The sequence below is a fragment of the Nocardioides sp. GY 10127 genome (assembly GCF_004919085.1).
In the GTDB taxonomy this organism is placed as follows: Bacteria; Actinomycetota; Actinomycetes; order Propionibacteriales; family Nocardioidaceae; genus Nocardioides.
In genome coordinates this window covers 158,241-173,142 of sequence record NZ_STGL01000006.1, presented here as the reverse complement: position 1 = coordinate 173,142, position 14,902 = coordinate 158,241, and the positions used below count along the sequence as shown (strand labels likewise).

At 75.1% G+C, this 14,902-nt stretch carries 14 protein-coding genes; 6 read left to right on the top strand and 8 right to left on the bottom strand.

Annotated elements, in window-relative coordinates; all coding sequences use genetic code 11:
* Positions 1-83: 83 nt before the first annotated feature.
* A complete protein-coding gene (locus E8D37_RS10875) occupies positions 84-1,160 on the top strand; it encodes a DNA adenine methylase (protein ID WP_136569796.1) in 1,077 nt (358 codons plus the stop codon).
* A 26-nt stretch (positions 1,161-1,186) separates the two neighbouring features.
* A complete protein-coding gene (locus E8D37_RS10870) occupies positions 1,187-1,564 on the top strand; it encodes a DUF1801 domain-containing protein (RefSeq protein ID WP_240770383.1) in 378 nt (125 codons plus the stop codon).
* 17 nt (positions 1,565-1,581) lie between these two features.
* On the opposite strand, the gene E8D37_RS10865 is transcribed toward E8D37_RS10870, so the two are convergent.
* Complete coding sequence (locus E8D37_RS10865) at positions 1,582-2,676, bottom strand: hypothetical protein (protein ID WP_136569794.1); 1,095 nt, start codon at positions 2,674-2,676, stop codon at positions 1,582-1,584.
* A 256-nt stretch (positions 2,677-2,932) separates the two neighbouring features.
* Between E8D37_RS10865 and E8D37_RS10860 the strand changes: the two genes are divergently transcribed.
* A complete protein-coding gene (locus E8D37_RS10860; RefSeq protein WP_240770351.1) occupies positions 2,933-3,424 on the top strand; it encodes an isoprenylcysteine carboxylmethyltransferase family protein in 492 nt (163 codons plus the stop codon).
* Between the two features lie 214 nt (positions 3,425-3,638).
* Positions 3,639-4,061: a response regulator gene (locus E8D37_RS10855; protein WP_168929718.1), complete on the top strand. Its 423-nt coding sequence runs from the start codon at positions 3,639-3,641 to the stop codon at positions 4,059-4,061.
* A 28-nt stretch (positions 4,062-4,089) separates the two neighbouring features.
* On the opposite strand, the gene E8D37_RS10850 is transcribed toward E8D37_RS10855, so the two are convergent.
* Positions 4,090-5,502, bottom strand: coding sequence for a hypothetical protein (locus tag E8D37_RS10850; protein WP_136569791.1), 1,413 nt, complete (start codon positions 5,500-5,502; stop codon positions 4,090-4,092).
* A gap of 180 nt (positions 5,503-5,682) precedes the next feature.
* Between E8D37_RS10850 and E8D37_RS10845 the strand changes: the two genes are divergently transcribed.
* Entirely contained in the window at positions 5,683-6,402 is a 720-nt protein-coding gene (locus tag E8D37_RS10845; RefSeq protein WP_240770350.1) for a YoaK family protein, read from the top strand.
* Between the two features lie 13 nt (positions 6,403-6,415).
* Positions 6,416-7,336: a methylenetetrahydrofolate reductase gene (locus E8D37_RS10840; RefSeq protein ID WP_136569790.1), complete on the top strand. Its 921-nt coding sequence runs from the start codon at positions 6,416-6,418 to the stop codon at positions 7,334-7,336.
* Between the two features lie 24 nt (positions 7,337-7,360).
* On the opposite strand, the gene E8D37_RS10835 is transcribed toward E8D37_RS10840, so the two are convergent.
* From E8D37_RS10835 to E8D37_RS10810, 6 genes are read right to left on the bottom strand one after another with little or no spacing between them, the layout of a single operon-like run.
* Positions 7,361-7,840 carry a nucleoside deaminase gene (locus E8D37_RS10835; RefSeq protein WP_136569789.1) on the bottom strand — a complete coding sequence of 160 codons (480 nt, stop codon included), beginning with the start codon at positions 7,838-7,840 and terminating at the stop codon, positions 7,361-7,363.
* A complete protein-coding gene (locus E8D37_RS10830) occupies positions 7,837-10,578 on the bottom strand; it encodes a molybdopterin-dependent oxidoreductase (RefSeq protein WP_136569788.1) in 2,742 nt (913 codons plus the stop codon). The genes E8D37_RS10835 and E8D37_RS10830 overlap by 4 nt, the downstream gene beginning before the upstream one ends.
* Positions 10,575-11,429, bottom strand: a complete 855-nt coding sequence (locus E8D37_RS10825; RefSeq protein WP_136569787.1) for an FAD binding domain-containing protein — start codon at positions 11,427-11,429, stop codon at positions 10,575-10,577. Before E8D37_RS10825 ends, E8D37_RS10830 begins: the two co-directional genes overlap by 4 nt.
* A 14-nt stretch (positions 11,430-11,443) precedes the next feature.
* Positions 11,444-12,304, bottom strand: a complete 861-nt coding sequence (locus tag E8D37_RS10820; RefSeq protein ID WP_136569786.1) for a MurR/RpiR family transcriptional regulator — start codon at positions 12,302-12,304, stop codon at positions 11,444-11,446.
* Positions 12,301-13,593 (bottom strand): allantoate amidohydrolase, encoded by a 1,293-nt coding sequence (locus E8D37_RS10815; RefSeq protein ID WP_136569785.1) that lies wholly within the window; start codon positions 13,591-13,593, stop codon positions 12,301-12,303. Before E8D37_RS10815 ends, E8D37_RS10820 begins: the two co-directional genes overlap by 4 nt.
* Positions 13,590-14,825 carry an alanine--glyoxylate aminotransferase family protein gene (locus tag E8D37_RS10810; protein ID WP_240770349.1) on the bottom strand — a complete coding sequence of 412 codons (1,236 nt, stop codon included), beginning with the start codon at positions 14,823-14,825 and terminating at the stop codon, positions 13,590-13,592. Before E8D37_RS10810 ends, E8D37_RS10815 begins: the two co-directional genes overlap by 4 nt.
* Positions 14,826-14,902: the final 77 nt, after the last annotated feature.

The window sequence follows — 14,902 nt, the reverse complement described above, 5'->3', positions numbered from 1 at the left end:
CAGGCTAGGCGGGAGCGCCGACATGGCGGGCCGGATGTGCGAGTTCCGCGCCGACGGGCACGAACGCCCCTAGGCTCGCCCGCGTGATCAAGTACCTGGGCTCCAAGCGGGCCCTGGTCCCCGTCCTCGGCGACCTGGCCGAGGGCGTGGGCGCCCGGACGGCGATCGACCTGTTCACGGGGACGACACGGGTGGCCCAGGAGCTCAAGCGCCGCGGCCTGGGGGTCACCGCCGCGGACGTCGCGACCTACAGCCAGGTGCTGAGCGACTGCTACGTCGCCACCGACGCCCGCGAGGTCGACGAGGTCGCGCTCGCCGCTGCGCTGGAGCACCTCGCCTCGCTGCCGGGCGAGCGGGGCTACTTCACCGAGACGTTCTGCGAGGCGTCCCGCTTCCTCCAGCCCCACAACGGGCGCCGGGTGGACGCCGTGCGCAACGCCCTGGAGCGGGAGTACCGCGACTCCCCGCTCTTCCCGGTCCTCCTCACGAGCCTGCTGCTGGCCGCGGACCGGGTCGACTCCACGACCGGCCTCCAGATGGCCTACCTCAAGCAGTGGGCGCCGCGCTCGTTCCGCGACCTCGACCTGCGCCGGCCCGAGCTGCTGCCCGGCCCCGGCCGGACGGTGGCGGGCGACGTCATGACCACGGTGGACGACCTGGGCCCGGCCGACCTCGCCTACCTCGACCCGCCCTACAACCAGCACCGGTACTTCACGAACTACCACGTGTGGGAGACCCTCGTGCGCTGGGACGCCCCCGAGCCCTACGGCGTGGCGTGCAAGCGCGCCGACGCGCGCGACCCCGCCACCAAGAGCGTCTTCAACGTGAAGCGGCAGATGCCGGGCGCCCTGGCCAGCGTGCTGGAGCGGCTGAGCGCCGAGGTCGTCGTCCTGTCCTACAACGACGAGTCGTGGCTCACCAGCGAGCAGATGACCACGGCCCTGCTCGACGCCGGGCACGAGGACGTCCGCCTGCTGGCGTTCGACTCCAAGCGCTACGTGGGCGCGCAGATCGGCATCTTCAGCCCGGCGGGCGAGAAGGTCGGACGCGTCTCGCACCTGCGCAACACCGAGTACGTGTTCGTCGCCGGCCCGACCGAGCGGGTCGAGGCCGGGGTCGCCGCGGTGCGGGCGCGCCAGCCCCAGGAGGCCGCCGGCTGAGCACGGCTAGGCTGCGCCTCGTGCCCATGCCCAAGCGTGTCGACGTCGACGACTTCATGGCCCACCTGGACGACGTCCAGCGGCCGTTCCTCGAGCGCCTGCGCGCCCTGAGCCTGGCGGCCGACCCGGACGTCGTCGAGACCGTGCACTGGAACCAGCCGGCCTACCTCAAGGACGGCGTGCGCCAGTGGGTGCTCCAGGCGTACAAGAAGCACTGCTCGCTGCGGTTCCCGCCGCACCAGTTCGCCGCGCACCGCGCCGAGGTGGAGGCCGCCGGGTTCGAGGCCGGCGAGGGGTTCCTCAAGCTGCCCTACGACGGCGAGCTGCCCGAGGACCTGTGCGCCCGGCTCATCGGCTACCGGCTGGACGACTTCGCCGCCACCGGCTCGACCTGGAACGGCTGAGCCGCCCCGCCGCCCCGTCAGGAGCGGACGAGGGGCACCTGGCGCTCGAGCCGCCACCGCATCGCCCGCGGGGCCAGCGCGGCCAGGGAGAGCCCGACGAAGGTGCTGATCATCTTGTCGGCCACCGAGACGATGAGGTTCGCGATCGCCAGCGCCACGTCCAGGCGCGGGACGCGCTCGTAGACGGCCTCGATCACGAAGTCCGTGCCGGGCTGCATCCCGGAGTGGAAGAAGATGAGCAGGATCGGCACCGCCTGGGCCGAGCACAGGACGGCGACGACCAGGCTGAGTCCGAGGAGCCGGGGCAGCGTCCGCCCCCAGCCCCAGCGGTGGATGCCGAAGCCCCAGACCAGTCCGCCCAGGACGTTGACGCCCGCGAAGGCGAGCGAGACCCAGTCCAGGGAGTCCTCGATCGAGAGCACCCCGGCCACGTTCATGGCGGCGCCGACCGCGGCGCCTCGCCAGGGCCCCAGGAGCATCGCCGCGGTCGCGGTGCCGACCATGTCGAGGTGGAGCGGCAGGTGGGAGACGGTGGTGAGGTAGCGCCCCATCAGGTCGATGAGCAGGCACAGCACCATCGCCACCAGGATCTGCCAGACCGGCACGAAGGGAGGCTTCTCGTCGAGGAGCGCCGCGGGCTCGGCGGGCGCGAGGGGTGCGGTGGACGCAGCGGGCGCAGCGATAGGGACGGCGCCGTGCTCCTCGGTGGCCACGGAGCCGGGCTCCCGCTCGACCGCCTCCCGCGCGCCGGCCGCCTCGGCGTGGGGCGCGGCCGCCGGCTCGGTCGGCGGCAGCGTCCTGCCGCTGGAGCGCTGGAGGGACTCCAGCACCCAGCCGTCCACGACCTCGGTGTCGGCGCCGAGCGCACGGGCGATCTCCCGCACCAGCGGGAGGTTGATCCGGGTCCGACCGGTCTTGAAGCAGTCGAAGACGGTGCTGCGGGCCACGCGGGAGGCCGCCGGGGAGGCACCGTCGGCGAGCCGCTGCTCGCTCACCAGGCGCGCGATCTCCGCGTACGACGGATCGCCCTGTCGTCGCCTGAGCTCACCGAGCCCCTGCGCGACCTCGTCCCACTTGCCGGCGGGCTGCTCGCCCGTGGCGTCCTCACTCATCCTGGTCCCCATGCTCGTGTCCGACGGCGCGACGAGAGCATCGGCGGGACGGGGGAGCGACGCCCGCCGAGACTCGTGCGTCGGGGCGGACGTTATCCCACGTCAGGTGTGCAGGACGGGTCCCGGGTCGGCTCAGGCGACAGGTGATGCGAAGCGGTCTGGAACGCCCCTCGCCCCTCAGGGTGGGAGAACGGTCGTCCTGGCACTTCCGGCCACGGGGCGCCGCCGTCTGGGGTACGGCGGGCAGGATGGCCCGGTGAGGATCACCCAGCTCCCGGGCCTGCTGCGCCTGCCCGCCGTCCAGCTCGTCCAGGCCCTGCTCGCCCAGCGCAGGCTCGGGGCGCCGCAGCCTGCCACCACGGTCGCCGCCGCGGCGGTCGCGGTGCCCTCGCTGGCGCTCGGCGGGGCCGCGCTCGCAGGCTTCCGCCGCGCGGGCACCACCTGGCACCCCGAGGACCCTTCGGCGGCCGAGCACCTCGTGACGGACGGCGTCAACGCGCTCACCCGCAACCCCATGTACGTCGGCCTCGCCGGGCTCCTGCTCGCGCACGCGGTGCACCGCCGCTCGCTGCGGGCGCTCCTGCCCGCCGTGGCCTTCGTGGTCTCCCTCGACCGGGGGCAGGTGCGTCGGGAGGAGGCGGCGCTGGCCGAGCGGTTCGGCGCCGACTGGGACGCCTACGCCGCGGCCGTGCCGCGGTGGTGCGACGGGCGCACCCTCGCCGCCGCCCGAGGGCTGCTGGGGCGCTGAGCGTGCCCCGGAGCACATCGGGAGCCGGTCTGCACGAACTCTGCACAGGGCTGGGACGAAGGTCCCACAGCCTTGGGACCCGAACGGCCTGCGGGAACCGCTCGTAGGGGTGAGAATGGCGGGGTCGGCGCAGGTCCCCCTGACACCGCGGCGACTCCCCCCCCTGAACGGCCGGCTCCCTCCGGTCGTCGTCCCCCCTCTGGAGGTTGTTCTCGTGGCTCGGATCCTGATCGCGGAGGACGACCCCGATCTCTGCCTGCTCCTGCGGCTCGTCGTCGGTCGTGCAGGCCACGACGTCGTCAGCGTCGAGGACGGGCTGGCGGCCCTCACGGCCATCCGCGAGGGCGGCCTCGACCTCGTGGTGCTGGACAACCAGATGCCCAAGCTCACCGGCCTCGAGGTCCTCGCGGCCTGTGCCGAGCTGCAGGCGGAGGAGCGGCCGCTCTTCCTCATGCTGACGGCGCTGGCCACCCGCAAGGACATCCGGGCCGCCTACGTGGCCGGGGTGGACGACTTCCTGGCCAAGCCGTTCTCCCGCGAGGAGCTCGTGGACCGCATCCAGCAGCTGCTCGACGAGAAGTCCCTCGAGGGCTCGCTGGCCGCGAGCCCGGGTCGCCCCCTGGGCGGGGGTCTCTGACCCACGCCCCGGTGATCCGGGCGCGACCTCAGCGGGCCGCGCGCCGCTCGACCGCGCCCCGGTCGGCCCGCCCGGTGCCGTCCCCGTCGCCGTCCAGCCCGACCCGGCGGCCGTGGACGTCGACCCCGCCCTGGAGCCCCGCGGTGCGCAGCCGCCTGGCCGAGTCGACGGCCGGGCTGCTCCGCTTGGGCTCGAGGCTGCTCAGGGACGCGAAGCGCGGGTTGGCGACCTCGTCCCCGGGCGAGAGCAGGTGCTCGACGCCGCTGCCCCACATCAGGTTGCGACCGCCGCCGAGGAGGCTGCCCAGCCCGTCGAGGCCCAGGGCGTAGCCGATCCGGGCCTGGGAGACGAGGACGTTGTCCTCCAGCGCCAGCACCCGCTTGGTGCAGACGCCGCCGCACCAGAAGGCCTGGCTGCCGGTCCCGGTGAGGCGGGCGGTGTTGTGCACCGCCAGCGTCCCGCGCACCGGCCCGAACGCGTCGCCCACCCCACGGGTGATGACGAACCCCGCGTTCTCCAGGTTCGAGGTGACCAGGTTGTAGGCGAGCACGGTGTCCCGCGTCCCGGCCTTGCCGAGCTCGATGAAGGTGAGGTCGCCGCGCGCGATGTTGTGGTGGATGCGGGTCCCGACGGCGCCGTAGACCTCCACGGCCGAGCCGTCGGTGCCGTAGTCGTCGCTGGGCGCGACCTGGCCCGCGATGGTGTTCCACGCGATGGTCGCGTCGTCGCCCAGCACCTCGACGCCGTAGGCGCCGTAGTCGTCGTCGGCCCCCGGGGTGTCGGGGGCCATGCGCTGGTTGCGCACGAGGCTGGAGCGCAGCACCGAGGCGCCGGTGGCGGTCTCGCCGATGGAGACGCCGGCGACGTTCTTGGTGGCGTGCACCCGCAGCAGCGTCACGTCGGTGCCCGAGAGCCCGAAGCCGGCGTAGTCGCAGCCCCGGGCGGAGAGGTCCTGCACCCGGACGTGGGAGCCGCTGACCTGCACGCACGCCCCGTCGCGGACGACGGGCCGGGCACCGGAGCCGTAGGCGCGCACCACGAGGGGCCGGGACGCCGTGCCGGACGCCGTGACCGCCAGCGTGCCCGTCCAGGAGCCCCCGCGACGCAGCGCGAGGGCGTCGCCGGGCCCGAGGTCGCCGTCGGCGAGGGCCGCGGAGGCGCGGTCGAGCGTGGCCCAGGCCGTGCCGGGGCTGGTGCCGGAGGCGGTGTCGTCGCCGGCGGGGGAGACGTAGTAGGTGGTGGCGGTGCTGCGGGCGGTGCTGCTCGTGCTGCTGGTGGTGCCGCTCGACGTCTGCACGGTGGCTGCCGTGGCCTGGCCCGGGGGCGTGGTGAGGCCGGACACGGCGGCGAGGGCGAGCGCGCCCGTCAGCAGGCGTGCGAGCCCCCGCACCACCGACCGCGCGGGGCGGTGAGGGGTCGTGCGGGCGCGGGGGTGGGGCACGGTCGCTCCTGGCGAGTCCTCGGACGTCGCCCCCCTGGTGCGGTCGGCTGGCTGTCGACCTGGCCCACAACATAGGGGAGGGGGTATCTAGACCGCAGCGGAACGCCAGAACCCTTCACGGGCGCTCCACAGTCGTGGACCGTTGGTCCCGGACCGCACGGGGTCCGGAATGATGGCCCCGTGACCCGTCTCCACGCCGTCCCGCCCGCGACCATGCACCTCGTGCTCATGCTCGTGCTCACGTTCACCACCGGCATCGTCGACGCCGTCGGCTACCTCGGCCTCGACCGCGTGTTCACGGGCAACATGACGGGCAACGTGGTCGTCCTCGGCATGGCGCTCACCGGCGCCGACGACCTGCCCGTGGTCGGCCCGGTCCTGGCGCTGCTCGGCTTCATGGGCGGCGCGGCGCTCGGCGGGCGGGTGCTCAAGCGGGCCGGCGAGCCGTGGTCGCGCGTCACCGGCGTGCTCTTCGGGACGGTCGCCGTGCTGTGCATCGGGCTGGCCGTCGTCCTGCTCGTGGTGGGGGAGGCGCCCGACCCGTCCGTCGGCCTCCCGGTCACCACCGTGCTCGGCCTGGCGATGGGGCTCCAGGCGGCCACCGCCCGGTTCATCGCGGTCAAGGACGTCACCACGGTCGTCGTCACCTCCACCATCACCGGTCTCGCGGCCGACTCGCTGCTGGGCTCGGGCAAGGCCAAGGCCTCCGGCGGCGGCTCCGGTCGTCGCCTCTGGGCCGTCGTCGCGATCCTCGCGGGCGCCTCCGTCGGGGCCGCGCTGCTGCGCTGGCACACGGGCGCGGGGCTGCTGCTGGCCGGCGTCCTCATCGCCCTGGTCACCGTCGTCGGGCACCTGCACGCGGACGGCCGGCGCGCCGCCGGCGAGCCCGTCACCGCCTGAGGAGGGCGCCGACATGACCCTGGCGAGCCGCGTGGCCCAGCGCGAGGGGGAGCTGCTCCTCTTCGCCCTCACCCCGCCCCGCACCACCACCGACCCCGAGCGCGCCCAGGAGATCGCCGACCTCACCCGCGAGCGGCTCTCCCCGCTCGACCTCGACGGCCTGGTGCTCTACGACATCGACGACGAGAGCGACCGCAACCCTGCGGAGCGCCCGTTCCCGTTCCTGCCGACGATGGACCCCGCGCAGTTCAGCAGCCGGCACCTGGCCGGGTGGGACCTGCCGGTCGTCGTCTACCGCGCCGTCGGCAAGTACGAGGAGGACGACCTGCGCACCTGGCTCGGGGCGCAGGACGCCGAGGACGTCCTCACCGTCTTCGTCGGCGCCTCCTCGAAGGACAAGCGGACGGCGACCTCCCTGGCACGTGCCCAGGAGCTGCGCGCGCAGACCCGCCCGGACCTGCTGCTGGGCGGCGTGGCGATCGCCGAGCGGCACACGCGCCGCGGCACCGAGCACGAGCGGCTCCTGGCCAAGCAGGAGGCCGGCTGCTCCTTCTTCGTCACCCAGGTCGTCTACGACGTCAACGCGGCCAAGAACCTCGTCTCCGACTACCACTACGCCTGCCTCGAGCGGGGCGTCGAGCCGGTGCCGCTGGTCTTCACCTTCTCCGTGTGCGGCTCGCTGCGCACGCTGGAGTTCCTCGGCTGGCTCGGCGTCGACGTGCCGCAGTGGATCCGCAACGACCTGCGCCACGCCCTCGACACCCTCGAGGCGTCCTACCAGCACGCGCTGGGCGCGGCCCGCGAGCTCATCGCCTTCTGCCGGCACCTGGGGGTGCCGTTCGGCGTCAACGTGGAGAGCGTCTCGATCCGCCGCGCGGAGATCGAGGCCTCCGTCGAGCTCGCCCGGCAGCTGGCGGGCGAGCTGCGGCGCTGACCCGTCAGCCCTGATCGCCTCGGCTCAGTAGTGCGTCCGGTCGTCCTTGGACAGCCAGGCGTGGAAGGGGTCGAAGGACTCGGCGACGCCCACGAGGTCCACCGGGGTCGGCCAGGTCGCGCGGTCGGAGGCGAAGAGCTCGTAGAAGGCCCGGTCGTCGAAGCCGCCGCGCGCGGCGTCGTCGCGGTCGGCCGCGTAGACGACCCGGTCGACCCGCGCCCACAGGGCCGCGGCCAGGCACAGCGGGCACGGCTCGCACGAGGTGTAGAGGGTGCACCCGGCCAGGGAGAAGTCGTCCAGCACGGTGCAGGCGCGGCGGATCGCCGTCACCTCGGCGTGGGCGGTGGGGTCGAGGTCGCGGGTCACGCGGTTCTGACCGGTGGCCACCACCTCGCCGTCGCGCACGATCAGCGCGCCGAAGGGGCCGCCGCCGTCGGCCACGTTGGCCACCGCGAGGTCGACCGCCGTCCGCAGGAACGGGTGGTCGGGGTGCGCGAGGGTCACGGGGTCTCCTGGGGCTGGTCCTGGGCTTGTTCCTGCGTCGCCTGCCGGGCGAGCCGCCACACACGGTCGCGGCTCATCGGCAGGGCGTACGGGCGGGTGCCCAGGGCGTCCCGGACGGCGTTGGCGACCGCGGGCGCGACGGGGTTGTAGGGCGCCTCCGACATCGACTTCGCGCCCAGCGGGCCGATCGAGTCGTAGGTGTCGGCGAACAGCACCTGGGTGCGGGGCACGTCGGCGAGCTGCGGGACGCGGTAGTTGCGGAAGGTGCGGGTGGTGGCCACGCCGTCCTCGACCCGGACCTCCTCCAGCAGCGCCGAGCCGAAGCCCTGCGCCACCCCGCCCTCGACCTGCCCGCGCAGCTGCTCGGGGTTGAGCACGGTCCCGGCGTCCGCGGCGTGCACGGAGCGGAGGACGCGCACCTGGCCCGTCGGGCGGTGCACGGCGACCCGCACGCCGTGGACGTTGTAGGCGGCCGAGCGGACCGCGCCGTGGTCGGAGGCGCGCGCCGTCAGCGGGACGCCGGGCGCGGCGCTCTCGCCGGCCGCGAGCCGGGCCGCCAGGGCCCGCGCGGCCCGCAGCACGGCCGCACCGGCCACGACCGAGCCGGTCGAGCCGTACGCGCCGGTGTCGTGCCCGACGGCGTCGGTGTCGCCGGCGTGCAGCCGGACCTGGGAGGGCGCCAGCGGCAGGACGTCGCGCAGCCCCTCCACCACGAGCTGGGTGTGCACGGTGGCGGTGCCGTTGCCGAACTCGGCGGTGCCGACCCGCACGAGCACGGTGCCGTCGTCGTGGAGCTCCACCGCGGCGTCCGCGTGGTGCCCGCGCGGGGGGATGGTGGCGATCATCGAGGCGGCCATGCCCTCGCCGACCGCCCACTCCTCGGCGGGGGCGTGCGGGTCGTCCGGGACGTCGCCGGGCCCGCCCTCGCCGGGGGCGGCCAGCGCGTCCTGGACGAGGTCGAGGCACTGCGGCAGGCCGTCGGTGCCGTGCACGAGGTCGCCGCTGGAGGGGCCGGTCACCACGAAGTCGTCGCCGGGGCGCACGACGTTGCGCCGGCGCAGCTCGAAGGGGTCGAGGCCGACCTCGCGGGCCAGCTCGTCGAGGGCGCACTCGATGGCGAAGATGACCTGGCCGAGCCCGTAGCCGCGGAACGCGCCCGAGGGCACCTGGTGGGTGTAGACCGCCTCCGCGTCGACCCGCTTGCTCGCGCAGCGGTAGAGGGCCACCGACTCGTGCGTGGCGTGGAACATGACGCCGGGGCCGTGGTTGCCGTAGGCGCCGGTGTCGGAGAGGACGTCGACGGCCATGGCGGTGAGCACCCCGTTGGCGTCCGCGCCCAGCTCGACGGCCACCCGCATGGGGTGCCGCACCGGCGTGTGGGCGAACTGCTGCTCGCGGGTGAGCTCCCACTGCACGGGGGCGTAGGTGCCCTGCTCGGCCAGCCGCAGCACCGCCAGGCCCACGAGGTCCTCGACGAGCATCTCCTGCTTGCCGCCGAAGCCGCCGCCGACCCGGGCGGTGCGCACCCGCACCTGCGACTGCGCCAGCCCGAGGACGTGGGCGAGCTCGTCGCGGACGAGGAACGGCACCTGGGTGGAGGTGCGCAGCTGGAGGCGACCGCCGTCGGCCAGGGGGGCGTCGAGCCAGCCGCGGGCGCCGTGGGTCTCCAGGGCGGTGTGGTCGACCCGGGCGGTCTGCCAGCGCCCCGCCACGCGGTGCGCGGCGGCCGCGAGGCCCGCCTCGACGTCCCCGACCTCGCTGTGCAGCTGCGCGACGACGTTGCGGTCGGGCTCGCTGATCCGGCTGACCTCGGCGTCCTTGTCGCCGTGCACGAGCGGCGCCCCGGGGGTGCGGGCCTCCTCGGGGTCCAGGACGGCGGGCAGCGGCTCGTACTCGACCTCGACGAGCCGGCACGCGGCCTCGGCGGTCGCCAGGTCGTCGGCCACGACGGCGGCGACCCGCTGGCCCACGAACCGCACCACGTCGTCGAGCACGCGGGTGTCGTCGGGGTCGTCGAGGCGGTTGTCGTGGCGTCCGGTGGAGAAGAGGACGTCGGGCGCGTCGGCGTGTGTGAGCACGAGCCGGACCCCGGGCAGCGCCGCCGCGGCGGTCGTCTCGATCCGGGTGACCCGCGCGTGCGGGTGGGGGCTGGTGACCACCGCGAGGTGCAGCGTCGCCGCCTGCTCGGCGGGCTCGACGTCCATCGTGTACCGCTCCGCGCCGGTGACGACCCGCTGCGCCGCGGGCGGCGGCACGCAGGCGCCCACCCCGGCGCCGACCTCGTCGCCGGAGCCGGCGTTGCGCACGCCGCCGATGGCGTCGCGGATCGACCGGTAGCCGGTGCAGCGGCACAGGTTGCCCTTGAAGACGCGGTCGACGTCGGCGTCCGGCACCGGGCCCTCGGCGGTGGCGGCGGCCGTGGTGACGACGAACCCCGCGGTGCAGAAGCCGCACTGGAAGCCCTGCGCCTCGGCGAAGGCCTGCTGCGCGGGGTGGAGCCCGCCGTCGGGGCCGCTCAGGCCCGCCAGCGTGGTGACCGCGGTGCCCTCGGCCCGCGGGGCGGGCACGAGGCAGGAGTGCCGCGCCTGGCCGTCGACGAGCACGGTGCAGGCGCCGCAGTCGCCGGCGTCGCAGCCCTTCTTCACGTCCACCGCGCCCTGCTCGCGCAGGAGGGTGCGCAGGCACTGGCCGGGGCGGGGCTCGGCCTCGACCGGCGTCCCGTTGAGCTCGAACCTCACGCCTGCGGCTCCTCTCCGGACGTGCTCGCGGCCTGGGGGCCCGCCGCGACCTCCGCGCGCACCTGCGCGACGAACCGGGTGGCCACGGCCTCGCGCCAGTCGGGCGCGCCGTGGGCGTCGTCGTGCCAGGCGGTGACGACGTCGGCGGGCTCCTCGCCGTCCTCCAGGACGACGGGGGCCGGCGTGGCGCCGGTGATGCTCACCCGGGTGCCGGTCGCGGTGCGCACCGCCACGACGAGCACGCCGGAGCGCCCGCGGGCGGCCAGCGAGGCGTGCCGGACCGCGCCGAGCGGCGTGCGCGTCGTGAGCGTCCCGCCGCCGGGCAGCGCGACCTCGGCGGCCGGGCCGGCCAGCGAGGAGGCGGGGACGTCGAAGGCCCGGACGACCTCGCCACGGGCCAGCGAGGTGGTGAGGACACCGCGCACGAGCGAGGAGACGGGCTCGCGCCGCTCCCCGCCGTCCGGACCCCAGACCACGGCCTCGGCGCCGAGCGCGGAGAGCAGCCCGGTCATGGCCCCGGCCGGCAGGGCCATGCAGACGTTCCCGCCGACGGTGGCGACCTGCTGGATCTTGAACGACATGAGCAGCCCGTCGGTGGCCTCGGCCCACACCTGGCCGGGCAGCGCCCGCACCCGGGCGATGGGGCAGGTCGCGGCGATCCGCAGCCCGCCGCCCGGCAGCGGCTCGAGGTCCGTCCAGCCCAGGGCGGTGAGGTCGACGACCCCGGTCACGTCCGGCTGCTGCTCGGAGTAGAGCCAGGTGCCGCCGGCGAGGAACGTCTCCCCGTCGGCCAGCGCGAGGTCGGCGCGCTCCGTGGCGCGCCGGAAGGTGGTGACGGTGCCGAGGTCCATGACGGGGTCGTCCTCTAGAGGGTGCCCTGCTCGGTCTCGCCGAGCCGGTCGTAGGTGTGGCTGATGGAGGTGACGCGCTCCTGCGCGTCGGGGCCCAGGAGCGTGAGCACGGCGTCGGCGAGGACGCTCACCATGCTCATCGCCGGGGCGTAGGAGTCGAAGGCGAGGACGCTGGAGAGCGGGCACTCCAGCCACACGCGGGCCACCGCGGCGTGGTCGACGGCCGAGGGGTCGGCCACGAGCACGACGTCCGCCCCGGTGGCGGCGCCCTCGCGCAGCACGGAGGCGAAGGCGGCGGGCCGGCGGCGGAACCCGACGAGCACGAGGACGTCGCCGGGGCCGAGGTCGGCCAGCTCCTCGCCCAGCACCTGGCCGGGCAGGGGCGCGAGCCGCACGTCGCCGCGGGCGTGGGCCAGCTGCTGGCGCAGGTGCAGCGCGACCGGGTGGGAGTTGCGCCAGCCGACGACCATGACGCGCCGGGCGGCGGCCACCAGCCGCGCGGCCTCGGGCAGCGCGGGGGACTCCACGGCGCGGCGCAGCGCCTCCGCCTCCCGCTCGAGGTGGGCGCCCAGGTCGGCGCTGCCCTCGCTGCGCCGCGGCTCGCCGGCCGAGGCGCGCAGCCCGCGCAGGTGCTCGCGGACCTCGTCGAAGTCGGTGAAGCCGAGGCTGCGGAACAGCCGGCTCATCGTCGCCTTGGAGACGCCCGCGAGGTCGGCCAGCTCGGCGGCCCGGTAGGTGGCCAGGTCGTCGAGGTGGGTGAGCAGGGTGGACGCGGCCCGGCGCTCCTGCGGCGAGAGCCGCGGCAGACAGGCCTGGATGCGGTGGTCGATCGGGCCCGTCAGGGGCTCGCCGGTGAGGTCGTCCAGGGTGCTCATCCGGCCTCCGCCCGCTCGGTCCGCTCGGTGCGCTCGGTCCGCTCCGCGTAGTCCCGGGCGACCTCGAGGACGGCCGCCTCGAACGCGTCGAGCCCCGCCGCGACGTCCACCTCGCGCACCTGCTCGCCCGGGTGGTGGCTGATGCCGTCGAAGCAGCGGAGGAAGAGCATCCCGACCTCGGTCACGTTGGCGACGGCCATGGCGTCGTGCCCGGCGCGGCTCCACAGGCCCATGGGCTCGGTGTCGCCGGTGGTGGCGATGCCGGCGACCACCGCGTCGGTGAGCCAGCCCGCGCACGGGACGGCCGGGGCGCTGTGGGTCTCGGCGACCTCCAGGCGCAGGCCGCGCTCGGCGCACAGCTCCTGGGCCTCGGCGAGCATGAGCTCCCACATCTCGTCGCGCTCGGGGTCGGTGGCGGCCCGCAGGTCCAGCGACAGGTCGACGCGGCCGGGGATGACGTTGACGCCGCCCGGGTGCACCGAGAGCCGGCCCACCGTGGCGATGCAGGTGCTCACGCGGGCCCGGCGCTCGATCGCGGTGACGATCTCGGACGCGCCGACCAGCGCGTCCTTGCGGCGCTCGTAGGGGGTACCGCCGGCGTGCCGGGCCTCGCCGTGGACGACGAGGTGGAACCGGCGCGCGCCGGCGATGGTGGTGACGTACCCGAGGCTGGCGTCGGCCGCCTCCAGGTGCGGGCCCTGCTCGATGTGGGCCTCGAGGTAGCCGACGAGGGTCGCCGGGTCGCGGCCGGCGTCGCCGACCCGTCGGGGGTCGAGGCCGAAGTCGAGGAAGGCCTGGTGCAGCGAGACGCCGTTGGCGTCGCGCAGGTCCCACCAGTCCGGGTCCCAGGTGCGCGACCACGCCTGGCTGCCGAGCAGGGCCTTGCCGAACCGGGTGCCCTCCTCGTCCGAGAAGCCGACGAGCTCGAGGGCGAACGGCAGCTCGCTCGCGCGGCCGTCGGCGGTGAGCCGCTGCGCGACCGCGATCGCCATGACGACGCCGAGCATCCCGTCGTAGGAGCCGGCGTCGGTGACGGTGTCGAGGTGGCTGCCGAGCACGAGGGCGGGCAGGCCGGGCTCGCGGCCCTCGAGGCGGCCGTTGAGGTTGCCCGCCGCGTCCACCCAGGTGCGCAGGCCTGCCGCCTCCATCCAGCCCGCGGCCAGCTCGTTGGCGCTGCGGTGCTGGGGGGAGAGGTAGACCCGCTCCAGCGCGTCGGGGAGCGAGGAGTGGCGGTCCAGCTCGTCGCAGCGGGCGAGGACGCCGGCGGCGGTCGTGGGGTCGGTGCTCATCCCGCGTACACCTCCCGCGCGGCGGCCACGCCGGCGCCGGGGACGACGCTCGCCCCGCCGGCGCGCAGGACCTGCTCGAGGCACGCGAGGGTGGTGAGGACGGCGTCGGTGCGGGCGTTCCAGCCCATCGTCCCGATCCGCCAGACCCGGCCGTGCAGCGGCCCGAAGGAGGTGCCGATCTCGATGCCGAAGTCGGTGAGCATCGCGCCGCGGGCGGCGTCGCCGTCGATCCCGTCGGGGATCTCGACGGCCACCACGTTGTGCATCTTGTGGGCGACGTCCCCGAAGACCGACAGGCCGAGCCCGCGGACGCCGGCGAGCATCGCCTCGCCGTGCAGCCGGTGCCGCTCGACGGCGGCGTCCAGGCCCTCCTCGACCAGCAGCCGCGCGCACTCGCGGGCGCCGTAGAGCATGGTGGTGGCCTCGGTGTGGTGGTTGAGCCGGCGGGGGCCCCAGTAGTCCATGACCTGGGCGAGGTCGAGGTAGTTCGAGGCGATCGTGGCGGTGGTGCGGCCGGCCTCGGCGTCGTCGTCCCCGGCCTCGCGGATGCCGGCCTCGACGCGCTTGCGGGAGGCGATCAGGGCCGCGGCGGCGTCCGAGATCGTGATGGGCGCGCTGCCCGACGGGCCGCCCAGGCACTTCTGCAGCCCGGCGGTGGCGACGTCGATGCCCCAGGCGTCGGTCTCGAAGGGGTTGCCGCCGAGGCTGGCGGTGGCGTCGACGTAGAGGAGCGTGTCGTGGCGGCGGCACACCTCGCCGATTTCGGCGAGCGGCTGGCACATGGTGGTGGAGGTGTCGCCCTGGACGACGGCGACCAGCTTCGGCCGGACCCGGACCACGGCCTCCTCGACGAGCTCGGCGGGCACGACCTCGCCCCACGGGACCTCGACGGTGTGGACCTCGGCCCGGCAGCGCTCGGCGATCTCCACCAGGAGGTGGCCGAAGCGGCCGAAGACGGGGACGAGCACGCGGTCGCCCGGCTCGAGGAGGCTCACCAGAGCGGCCTCGATGCCGGCGCGGGAGGTGCCGTCGACCAGGAACGTCTGCTCGTTGTCGGTGCGGAACACCTGGCGGTACAGACCCATGGTCTCGGTCATCGTGGCGGTCATCCACGGGTCGTACTGGCCGACGAGCTGGGCCGACATGGCGCGCAGCACCCGGGGGTCCGCGGTGATGGGCCCGGGGCCCATGAGCAGCCGGGGCGGGGGAGCGAGAGGTGGTGCCACGGTCATGGGCACACCCTATGAAACGAATGTTTCTGCCAGGTCACGCAGGTTCACGCGCCTGTTTCGGATGGCTCGCTGAAACG